This window comes from Peptoniphilus equinus (genome assembly GCF_027921445.1).
Lineage (GTDB): Bacteria > Bacillota > Clostridia > Tissierellales > Peptoniphilaceae > Peptoniphilus > Peptoniphilus equinus.
In genome coordinates this window covers 36,190-47,683 of the sequence record NZ_CP115667.1, presented here as the reverse complement: position 1 = coordinate 47,683, position 11,494 = coordinate 36,190, and the positions used below count along the sequence as shown (strand labels likewise).

Sequence of the window (11,494 nt, the reverse complement as noted above, 5' to 3'; positions counted from 1 at the left end):
AAAGCCCAAAAGAGAAGGTATGAACCTCCCCTCCTGGGCTTTTGTCCCTTAGGTGTAATATCTGACGATATCCCCGCCGCTAGGTCCTTAGCTCAGCTTGGATCCCTAGGCAGGCTTCTTACATTTTTGTGTAGTTTGGTGATTCGCGAGTGATGGTGATATCGTGAGGGTGGTTTTCAACCAACGACGCCGGCGTGATCTTCACGAAGCGCGCTTTATCTTGAATTTGTTCAATGGTGGCGCTGCCAATATAGCCCATACCGGATCTGAGACCCCCCAGGAGCTGATAGATGACATCGCTGACTTTGCCCTTGTACGGCACACGCCCTTCAACGCCTTCCGGTACCAATTTCTTGGTGTTGTTTTGGAAGTAGCGGTCAGAGGAGCCGGCCTTCATTGCTGCAAGGGAGCCCATGCCACGATATTCTTTATAGGTTCTGCCTTCAAAGATCACTTCTTCGCCCGGCGACTCTTCACAGCCTGCAAAGAGGGAACCTGCCATAATAGTGCTGGCACCACAGGCCAACGCTTTGACAATATCCCCGGAGTACTTGATACCGCCGTCGGCAATAATAGGAATATTGTACTTGTCCGCAGCTTCCACAGCATCCATAATTGCCGTAATTTGCGGTACGCCGACACCGGTGACCACCCGAGTGGTACAGATGGATCCGGGGCCGATACCCACTTTGACGCAGTCCGCACCGGCTTTAATTAAAGCTTCAGTGCCGTCAGAGGTTGCCACATTCCCCACGATGAGCTGAACATCCGGATAGGCCTCTTTGATAGTCGCAATCGCCTTTAGTACATTCAAGCTGTGTCCGTGGGCCGTATCCACCGTGAGCACGTCCACATTGGCATCCACAAGAGCCTTGATCCGTTCCATCATGTCCACGGTGATCCCTACCGCCGCACCGACGAGCAGGCGACCTTTGCTGTCTCTGGCGGAGTTAGGGTAGTCATGCATTTTATTGATGTCCTTAATGGTAATCAGACCGTCCAACGTCCCGTCATCTTTAATGATCGGCAGTTTTTCCACCTTGCGCTCTTTCATCTTCAACAGCGCTTCTTCCATGGAAATATGCGGGCGTCCGGTAAGTAAATTCTCCGAGGTCATCACATCGCCGATCAAACGGCTCTCATCCTCTTCAAAACGCACATCCCGATTGGTGAGAATCCCCACCAACTTCATAGCCTCATCCACAATCGGCACACCGGAGATACGATAACGGGCCATAATATCGTTGGCATCTTTTAGTGTATTGTCCCGGGATAGATAAAACGGATCGGAAATAATACCGTGCTCTGAGCGTTTGACACGGTCCACTTCCAAAGCCTGCTCCTCAATGGACATATTCTTGTGAATGATCCCGATGCCGCCTTCACGTGCCATGGCAATGGCCATGCGGCTCTCAGTGACGGTATCCATCCCTGCGCTTAAAATGGGAATATTTAATGTGATTTTTTTCGTAAGCTGTGTGCGTAAATCAACTTCGTTAGGCAACACATCAGATTCGCCGGGAAGCAAGAGTACATCATCGAAGGTCAGTCCTTCTTTTAATTGAATCATATTACACCCCTTTTCTTTTCAACTTCAATCTACATGAAATAGGTTGCAATGTCAAGGACTGAAAGTCACAAATGGCTAAAAATAGAGCCTCGGCTTACACTTGAGTTAGCACGCTCTTCCGTTAAATCTCATAAAATATATAAAAAACGACGCGCAAAGCGCGTCGTTTATTTGTGATAGGGAAAGCCGTTTATAATGCGAAAGGCCCGATAAATTTGTTCTGCAAGAATGAGCCGCATCAGTCCATGAGGAAAGGTGAAATCGGAAAAAGAGAGCCGGAAGTTCGAGGCGGATAACACCGCATCACTCAGACCCAACGAGCCGCCGATGACAAAATTGATATGAGAATGGTTCATCATCACGGAATCCAACCGCTCGGCAAAAGCTTCGCTGGTGAGCTTCTTACCTCGAAGATCAAGGGCAATGGTATAATCCCCCTCTTTGATATGCATCAGGAGTTTTTCACCCTCCTTTGTCTTTACCCGGAGCGCTTCCTTATCGGACAGACGCTCCGGTGCAGGCTCATCTTTGACCTCTTTGATCTCCAACGTACAATGAGGAGTCAGCCGCTTGGCAAACTCCTCAATACCTTCACTAATAAATTTATCCTTTAGCTTTCCCACAGCTAAAATCGTAATTTTCATAGGTGCTTAAGACAGTTGCTTCACAGCTTCAACAGCCGCATCAAAGTCTACCGCATGGGTCACTTCATCCACCACTTCAACATAAGTGATTTTGCCTTCTTTGTCCACAACCACGACCCCGCGAGCTAAAAGACCCAGTTCTTTGATGAGAAAGCCGAACTTTTCACCGAATTCCCGGTCTTTATAATCGGAGATAATCTTGGCGTTTTCAATACCTTCAGCGGCGCAGAAACGGGATTGTGCAAAAGGCAGATCCACCGTGACGGTATAAACAACGACATCATCACTGAGTTCGGTTGCTCTTTGGTTAAATTCTTTCGCTTGCAATTGGCATACGCCGGTATCAATAGACGGTGCAATGGAATAAACAACCACTTTACCCTTGACATCCTCAGAATGAAATTCGCTCAGATCAGGATTGGTTGCCTTAAAGCTTGGTGCCATATCTCCCACTTTAACCGGTTCTTTTACTAAAGTTACTGGATTACCGTTAAATTTTACCATTGTTATTCCTCTTTTCTATAGTTATACGTCAAAATGATAGTTGTGTTGTACACGTTACTTTATTTATATCCAATTTTAAAAACCTTAAGCATTTGGTATAATAATTCCAATGAGGAGATGAGATTATGAATAAAGCTGTGGTGCTCGGCACCAACTATTATATCGGTCTTTCAACGGTGCGCAACTTGGGACGCAACGGTGTCCACGTCGTCAGTGTGGACTATGCACCATCCCACTACGGCGTATCCAAATATGTCAGCGAGCGCCTCATCGCTCCCCACTATGAAAAAGAAGAAGCGCAACTGGTCGACTTTCTCATCGACTACGCCAAAAAACAAAAAGAAAAACCCGTCCTCATTCCCACGGCCGACCTCTACGTCAGCTTCATGGAAAAAAACTTCGATGTTCTGAAAGCCTATTACCTGTGGCCCAACGACAAAAAAGGACTCTATGCCGAACTCTCCGACAAAGAAACCCTCTTAAAATACACTGAGCCCCTAGGCATTCCTACACCGGAGATCATCCCCATGGACACGGACAACTTGGAAGAGGTCGTCTCGGAAAATCTCGGTTTTCCATGCGTCATCAAACCTCGTGATTCCATGCCCTTTGTCAATCGCTTTCGGGAAAAAATGTTTATGGTTCACTCCCGCAGCGAGCTTACCACAAAAATGGCACTGTGCCGACAAGAAGGCTTCGATGTCTTTGTTCAGCGCATTGTCATGGGTCCGGAATCCAACTGCTATTCCTTCGACGTCTATATGCAGGACGGCGAGGCAAAAAGCTATCTGACCACCTCGAAAATTCGTCAGTGGCCCAACAATTTCGGTGCCAGCACTTACGCCAAACAGGAATACATACCTGAACTCTATGACCTGTGCATGCCCCTTTTCAAAACAGTGGACTACCAAGGCTTTGCCGAAGTCGAATTGAAACGGGATCAACGAAACAACACCATTTATCTCGTGGAAGTGAACGTGCGCTTCGTCAACTTCGTCGAAATGCACTGTCACCTGGGCATGAACACGCCGATGATGTATTACAACCACGCCATCGGCAAACCCGTATCCGGCGTCAAACTCAAACACAACACCGAAACCTATTGGAAATACCTCTACGAGGACATTCCATCCATTAAAAACTATCTCAAAACCGGTCAGATGACCTTGCCGGATATCTTAAAAACCTTCCGCTTAAAAAAAGTGGCATCCACCTTCGCGTGGGACGATTTGGGTCCCGGATGGACCTTCTTCACCTGGGCCGTCACGAACAAATTCAAGCGGCTATTTAAACAGTAATAAAAAATGACAGGGGTTCCTGTCATTTTTTTAAATCGTTCTAAAAATCAACATACCTACCAATCGAGCCAAAACTAAAGAGATGACCGCGCGTTCAACCCATATGATCACTAAATGTTTTAAACTCACTTTGATTTCAGTAGCCAAAATAACCGGGATGGTGCATGAAAACATTAAAATTCCTGTAATGCTGCCTATCCCTACAACAAATCGTGTCATAATATCAGCATCAACAACCAACAGCACCGGCAAATACATCTCAGCCAAACCAAGAACCGTAGCTTTCGCAGCCAAAACAGGATCTGAAAAGTGCAGCAGCCAGGTTACGGGATAGAAAAGGTACCCAAGCACATCGAAAACCGGTGTATATTCTGCCAGCAATAATCCCATTAAACCTATAGACATTAAATTAGGCAAATATTCCAAAACCAAAACCATAGCATCTTTTAAATATATAGTGATATTTTCCACTATCGGGCGTGCTTCACTACAAACTCTCAGTCCCTCTATTAAGGCCTGTTTGCAGATATTGCCTTCCTTCACTTCTTCAATGGCGCCTGCTTCGTTATTATAATAAGTATTCGGTAACGATTTAATCGGATCAATACGAGCCGTCAGTGCAGTCACCGCAAAAGTAATGAGTAAAGCGGATGTAAAGAACACATTCCAGTAACTCATTAAGTTCAAAGTTTCAGCAACAACGACCATAAAAGTAATCGCTACAGCAGAAAAACCTGTAACGATGATGCCGGCTTCTTTAACTGTATATTTCTTTTCTTTAAATAATCCGTTCGTAATCATAATGCCCATAGCCGAACTGCCTACAAACGACGAGATGGCATCAATGGCAGATATACCCGGTCTTTTCCATATAGCTTGCGTGACCGGTCGAATCAGCATACCCACTGCATCTACCAAACCGTAGCTAATAAGGAAGCTGATAAATATGGCACAAATCGGGATCAAAACACCCAGCCCCACACCTAATGATTCAAATAAATACGGTCCGACATCCGGGTCCATCACAGCCTTCGGTGCAATGTTAAAAAATATACCTATACTGGCGATAGCGCCTACTATTTTCAAAACTGAAAATATCATAGTTGTGACATTTTGCTTATATGTACCTTTAACATAAGGAAGTATCGCACCGAGTATAATAAAAATCAAGGCATATATTCGGCACAAGGGCATGAAATGTGTTTGAATCCAAGATACAATCATTTCTACCGGTATCGATGTGTCACCATTCACTGTAATTTGAATAAAAAACATCACGATGCCTATTGCGGAAATCAGGATAAATTTAAGCACATTCTTGCTATTATAAATCTTATGCTTGTTATCCATTAGTTACCCTCCTTTTTCTCGACCTGACTAGTAACCCTGCTTTTTGCGATGATCACAATGCTTAAAGTAATACGGAGCTTGATGGTAGCGTTCTTTAAAACGCTTGCTGAAGTACGAAGGATCATTAAATCCTACTTTATTAGCAATATCTAAAATCATCTCATTCGACTGTTCAAGTAATTCCTTTGCTGTCTCTAATCTCTTATTTTGCAAATATTCAGAAAAATTGAGCCCATAAACTTCTTTGAATTTCCTACTGAAATAAGATTCACTCATATTTGCCACTTGGGCGGCTTCATTTAGGGAAATATCTCTGTAGTAATATTTATCTATGAATGTTTTCGCTGATTCCACGCCTAATTTAATATGATCGCTATCTTTTAACTGTTGTAGTGTCGAATCAATATTTTGAATAAAGGTCAAAAAATATCGTTCAATGATTTCCAAAGAACTGGCCCGCAAAATATCTGAATTAAGATTGATAACATCTTTATATAAGACTTGGTTGGCTGCATCTATAGCTACCAGATAATCCACCACCTCAAAATTAAACTTCATAATAATAGATTTCACTGTTTCAGAATTAAAAGCTTTTTGTAAAAGACCATTAATAATTTTTTTATATTCTTTAATTAAATCCGCTTCATTCCAATGACTGATATTCTTGAAAAAAGCATATTTAAAACTTGGGATTTCATCATTTGCGGACGTATATGTTGTATGATTTTTGATTTCATCATAGTAAATAATACTGTTACTTCCCACATAAAAAGAATAAGCCAAGGCTTGAAATGCTTGTTCATAAGAAGCATCAATATCTTGGTAACGAGATACGAAATTGCCAACCCCAATAGTCACAGTAAAATCCATGGTAGCTGCAATATGCGACTGTACCACTTTAAAGGCGTCATAAATCCTACGTACAGCTTCCTCCTCGTTGAAGCATCCCAACAAAACTAATTTGTCCGTGCCTACAAGCGAGGACACCACCGCATCTAAGTTTAAGTCGTTAATGACTTCTCTTACTAAATCCAAACACCGCATTTTTAAACGGTATCGTTGATGATTGTCGTAATGTCGACACTTTTCCCAAAAATCATCCATCATAATTGTGACCGCACAATTCGGATCACCCTGTAAGCCAATTTGCGCCTTTACATGGCGTTGATTGGTCAACTTACCCAAGTCGCCATAAATAAGATTGTAAATATAAAAACTCGTAAGCATCGCCTTGTCATTATTGGAAATGCTGTGCCAATGCATTTCTTCTTGGGAACACACCTGTAAAATCAATTGATTTAAGCGTTGAGTCCAACCCTCACGACATATCACCATGTGATCGATGAGTTTTTTGTCCATTAGACTTTCTACATCTTGGGCATGATCTAAAGAGAAAATACCGATAAGACAAGTATTCAAATATTTATTTTTCAAAAAAAGTAGTGCCGACTCGATACCAGAGGCATACTGATAGACAATAGTCACCGGTTCGTCGGTCTGATACGCCTCTACATTGACAAAATTGCTATTATTTAAGGTGATTTCTATGGAGGGAGTTATACGTTGATCCATATGCTTTTTGATAACATTTGAAATATTTATAAACGCAATCATGTAACTTCCTCCCGCTTCTTAAACCCTGCCTTCTAGTCCGCGATTAACCAGATCTTGATGTGCCTCATCAATGATCGGCGGCTCCATTTCAAAGCTGTTATCGATCACGGTAAAATCGTAGTAACCCAGTCTTGCCACCGGTTTGATTTGACAAATATTAATTTTATCCCCTTCAATGTACTCATCAGCGACATGAATTCCAATCACCTCGGCAATAATAATATCTACTGTAGCGATGCCGCCACATGCCGGCAAACGTAGAGATTGTACATACTTAAATTCATATTTAATCGGCGAGGCCTTAACCATCTCAACATCCATCAATTGGGCTGTTTCCTTCTCTAACTGACAATATTCAAACTTATCTTGGACCCCTTCAGGTAATACCGCTATCGACGAAGCATTCATTGCCTCTTTCAAGTTTTCAGACACCATGTTGTAGACAAATGTTCCGGTTCGCTCGATATTTTTAACTGTCGTCTTTCTATCTCCTGTCACAGGATGCTGATTGGCAGAAAAAATCACCATTGGCGGATCGAAAGTTAAGTTGGTGAATTGACTGTACGGCGCAATATTATCCGTACCATCTTCATTTTTAGTGGAAATCCACCCAATAACTCGCGGTACTGTCGATGATTTGAAAGGATTGTATTGTAATCCGTGATTATTCTTTCTGGGTTCATAAAACATAATAGACCTCCTCATAGCTTATTTATTGTGTTGATAATCGTAACCTAATACTATGAGATTAACGTTTTCATGTCCATGGAATATTTTATTCAAAATCCAAATTATTTTGCACGTGACTTAATTAAAGTACCATAAAAAAAGACAGGCGAACCTGTCTTTTTTCTTACCTTATAACCTTTTGTTCCTCCGGCATATCCAATTAAAATACAGCGGTGCCCCGCGACTCAACTAACTAGTTTTGAAACCACGTCCCCGAGAGAAGTTCGTCCAAATGCTCAATGACGGTCACACTTTTGGGGAATGTGCCGCCAATGCCGACAAAATCCACCAAATTTTTAGAGAAGTCATAGTCCACCAGTGAATCGCCGACATAGACGACGTCTTCTCTGCTGAGTTCCAGCGCTTTTAATGCAGCAATCAACATATCCGGATCCGGCTTGGCCTTAGTCTGATCGGCCCCGAGAACCAAGTCGACATAGGACAAAAGCCCGGTGTGTTCCAACATCATCTCGGCAATATCCGTCTCGTCATTAGTGAGCACCGCCACTGCTACGCCCTTTTCTTTTAACGCTTTTAAGACGGTTTCGGCGCCATCCATCGGCGTAACCTCATGGATGTGCTCGGCCAGATAGCTTGTCACACTTGCCTTTACCCGGGTGTAAAAGGTCTGTGCATCCATGTCGGTGTGCCGATACATATCATTGGCGATGTCCATAAGCGTGCCGCTTGCAATGATGGAGTTGGGTAAAATCTGTCCGTCCACCAATCCTATGGCAGCGCTGCAATCGGCAATATCGCCATCGTTAAGCCATTCGCTCAGATCGTGATCTATAAAGTGAGCCATGGCATGGAGCCATGTTTCTTGCAATTTTAAGAGTGTGCCATCTTTATCGAAAAATATACCGCGTTTCATCGTTGCCTCCTTTATTCTCTAAGAGTTATCCTAACATAAACGACGGCCTGTTACCATGGTCGTTGTCTGGACAATCGGATCATTACGAATTCTCATTGAAGCTTGTCTGCATTATGATATTCCGTTTGTCTGACACATCTTAGTGCCCGGTTACCATCTTTCCAACACAGAAAAACAGAGCCAATTCATCCGCAGAGCGATTTATCAAGAGTATTTTCTCTACTAAAGCAAAATGTCTGCTATGGGACAGCGAACTGTCTAATTTTCTCATTAGGCTACGATTGCACGCTATAGTTCTGCGTATGCAGTGCGCAAGTTCGTATTTCCCTGTTCATGATAACTATCTCGTCTGTCCTGTTATATTAAAATGAAAGTTACATATTGACAGTCTAAAATATGCGTGCTATAATTCATAAAAATTTAATCATTCAAACTGTTGAAGCGGAGATAACGGCAATCATGCCTTTACAGAGAACCCGTGTTGCTGAGAGTCGGGTAAGAAACAAGTTGTCAAATGGACCGCTGAGGGCGCAGTCAAATGTGATTTTCACAAAGTATTCTGCGACGCTGTGGGCAGGCGTACAAATGTCGGGGATATGTTGGTATCCCGCTAAGTGCACGGCTTATTGCCGTGAATCAAGGTGGCACCGCGGATACGTGTTTTATTCGTCCTTGATAGAAAGTATATTTCTATCAAGGACGTTTTTGTTTTATAGGACTCCTTTGACTGAAATATAACGTCAAAGGAGTCTTTTCCTTTTTAAGGAGGTTGCCATATGCTGCTGCTAAAACGATGATACAGTCTCTGCAAATCATAGAAAATTAAATCCTTCATATAATTTCAAGCAACTTCATTCAACCAATTTGGAGGTGCAGTGAATGAAAATTCTGCCAACTTTAGCTGAAGTCATAGACATTGCTTCAGCCTCAACATATACTATGCTGCCGGTAAGCTGTGAACTGCTTTGCGACTTTACAACACCTATTGAAACAATGAAGATACTGAAAAATGTATCGACACACTGCTATATGCTGGAATCGGCAAAGACGAACGAAACTTGGGGCCGGTATACTTTCCTTGGTTTTGAACCGAAACTGGAGATCACCTGTATTGCCGGAGAGATGACGATAGGCAATCTTAAAGTGACGACGAAAAATCCATCGGCGTATCTGCGTCAGATCCTTGCGAATTACAAAAGTCCTCGATTTGATTATCTACCCTCTTTTACAGGCGGTCTTGTCGGATATTTCTCCTACGATTACTTGGGATATAGTGAACCTAGTGTTCAATGCGATGTGGAAGATCCCGAGTCATTCCAGGATGTTGATCTGATGCTATTTGACAAGGTTATTGCTTTCGATCATTTACGTCAGAAGATCATCCTCATCGTCAATATGCCACTGGACGATGTGAAGATCGAATACAAAAAAGCAGTTACGGAGTTAAAACAACTTGTAGCGCTTATCCGACACGGCGCAAAGAAAAACGAGCCCAGCGGTAAACTGCTCGGTGAGGTCACCCCACTATTTGACAAAGGACAGTTTTGTGAAATGGTTGAAAAAGCGAAGCATTACATTCATGAGGGCGACATTTTTCAAATTGTGCTTTCTAACTGTCTATCGGCTCCTTTTGAAGGAAGTTTGCTCAATACCTACCGTGTACTGCGCACTATCAATCCTTCACCGTATATGTTCTACTTTTCCGGTACTGATGTAGAGATTGCAGGGGCCTCCCCTGAAACTTTGGTTAAGCTGGAAAACGGCGTACTCCACACTTTCCCACTTGCCGGAACCCGGCCGAGGGGAAAAACCGCTGACGAAGATAACGCATTGAAACTAGAACTGCTTGCAGACGAAAAGGAACTTGCCGAACACAATATACTGGTCGATCTGGGACGAAATGATTTGGGTAAAATCAGCAAATTCGGAACAGTTCAGGTCTAGACGCTGCATTCGATTGAGCGATTTTCTCATGTCATGCACATTGGCTCTACGGTACGGGGTGAGATTTGCGAAGATAAAGACACTTTGGATGCTATTGAAGCGGTACTACCCGCAGGCACTCTTTGCGGGGCGCCGAAGATCAGAGCCTGCCAGTTGATTGGAGCACTTGAAAACAACAAGCGCGGCATCTATGGCGGTGCTATCGGATACATCGACTTTACGGGCAATATGGACACCTGCATTGCCATCCGTATTGCCTACAAGAAAAACGGCAAGGTCTTCGTGCGAAGCGGTGCCGGTATCGTAGCTGATTCCGTTGCTGAAAAAGAATTTGAAGAGTGCCTGAACAAAGCTAAATCTTCACTTAAAGCGTTAGAGCTTGCCCAGGAGGTGGACCTATGATTTTACTGATCGATAACTACGACAGTTTTTCCTATAACCTTTATCAACTTGTCGGCGAAATCGAGCCGGACATCAAGGTCATCCGAAACGATGACATGACGGTGGAACAGATCAGAGATTTGAATCCGGGTCACATCATTTTGTCACCCGGGCCGGGTAGGCCGGAGGATGCCGGTATCCTCATGGATGTTGTGAAAACCATCCACCACATCCCGATCTTAGGTGTTTGTCTTGGTCATCAGGCGATCTGTGCGGCATTCGGCGCGACGGTGACGTATGCAGGGGAGCTAATGCACGGCAAACAATCGCATGTCAATTTCAACGCAGATTGCTTGTTATTCAAAGGTTGTCCCGAAGTTGCACCTGTCGCACGGTACCATTCCCTTGCTGCGGATGCCGACACAATTCCCAGATGCCTAAAAATTACCGCGCTCACCACGAACGGCGAAGTGATGGCAGTACAGCATAAAGATTACCCCATCTATGGCGTACAATTCCATCCGGAATCTCTCATGACACCAGATGGAAAGCAGATGCTTAAAAATTTCATAAAGGAGATATGAGC

General features: G+C 43.5%; 9 protein-coding genes and 1 pseudogene. 3 read left to right on the top strand and 7 right to left on the bottom strand.

The window, feature by feature from the left end:
* Positions 1-118 precede the first annotated feature (118 nt).
* From guaB to tpx, 3 genes are all read right to left on the bottom strand, one after another.
* Positions 119-1,570 (bottom strand): IMP dehydrogenase, encoded by a 1,452-nt coding sequence (guaB, locus tag O6R05_RS00235; protein WP_271191560.1) that lies wholly within the window; start codon positions 1,568-1,570, stop codon positions 119-121.
* Positions 1,571-1,737: 167 nt separating this feature from the next.
* Positions 1,738-2,214, bottom strand: coding sequence for a 23S rRNA (pseudouridine(1915)-N(3))-methyltransferase RlmH (gene rlmH / locus O6R05_RS00230; RefSeq protein ID WP_271191559.1), 477 nt, complete (start codon positions 2,212-2,214; stop codon positions 1,738-1,740).
* 6 nt (positions 2,215-2,220) lie between these two features.
* The gene (gene tpx / locus O6R05_RS00225; protein ID WP_271191558.1) at positions 2,221-2,718 is read right to left on the bottom strand and encodes a thiol peroxidase; all 498 of its coding nucleotides are present in this window, start codon (positions 2,716-2,718) and stop codon (positions 2,221-2,223) included.
* 125 nt (positions 2,719-2,843) lie between these two features.
* Between tpx and O6R05_RS00220 the strand changes: the two genes are divergently transcribed.
* Positions 2,844-4,016: a carboxylate--amine ligase gene (locus O6R05_RS00220; RefSeq protein WP_271191557.1), complete on the top strand. Its 1,173-nt coding sequence runs from the start codon at positions 2,844-2,846 to the stop codon at positions 4,014-4,016.
* 30 nt (positions 4,017-4,046) lie between these two features.
* Here the strand turns inward: O6R05_RS00220 and O6R05_RS00215 are convergent, their stop codons facing one another.
* The 4 genes from O6R05_RS00215 to O6R05_RS00200 all read right to left on the bottom strand — a co-directional run bounded on the left by O6R05_RS00215 (position 4,047) and on the right by O6R05_RS00200 (position 8,583).
* Entirely contained in the window at positions 4,047-5,366 is a 1,320-nt protein-coding gene (locus tag O6R05_RS00215) for a YjiH family protein (RefSeq protein ID WP_271191556.1), read from the bottom strand.
* Positions 5,367-5,393: 27 nt separating this feature from the next.
* On the bottom strand, positions 5,394-6,980 hold the full coding sequence (locus O6R05_RS00210; protein WP_271191555.1) for a helix-turn-helix domain-containing protein: 1,587 nt from the start codon (positions 6,978-6,980) through the stop codon (positions 5,394-5,396).
* Positions 6,981-6,998: 18 nt separating this feature from the next.
* Positions 6,999-7,670 (bottom strand): flavin reductase family protein, encoded by a 672-nt coding sequence (locus O6R05_RS00205; RefSeq protein ID WP_271191554.1) that lies wholly within the window; start codon positions 7,668-7,670, stop codon positions 6,999-7,001.
* Positions 7,671-7,902: 232 nt separating this feature from the next.
* Positions 7,903-8,583 (bottom strand): HAD family hydrolase, encoded by a 681-nt coding sequence (locus O6R05_RS00200; RefSeq protein WP_271191553.1) that lies wholly within the window; start codon positions 8,581-8,583, stop codon positions 7,903-7,905.
* Positions 8,584-9,462: 879 nt separating this feature from the next.
* Here O6R05_RS00200 and O6R05_RS00195 point away from each other — a divergent pair.
* Both O6R05_RS00195 and O6R05_RS00190 read left to right on the top strand, forming a co-directional pair.
* Positions 9,463-10,929 (top strand): annotated as a pseudogene (locus O6R05_RS00195) (anthranilate synthase component I family protein).
* Positions 10,926-11,492, top strand: coding sequence for an anthranilate synthase component II (locus O6R05_RS00190; RefSeq protein ID WP_271191552.1), 567 nt, complete (start codon positions 10,926-10,928; stop codon positions 11,490-11,492). The pseudogene O6R05_RS00195 and the gene O6R05_RS00190 overlap by 4 nt, the downstream one beginning before the upstream one ends.
* The last annotated feature ends 2 nt before the right edge of the window (positions 11,493-11,494 follow it).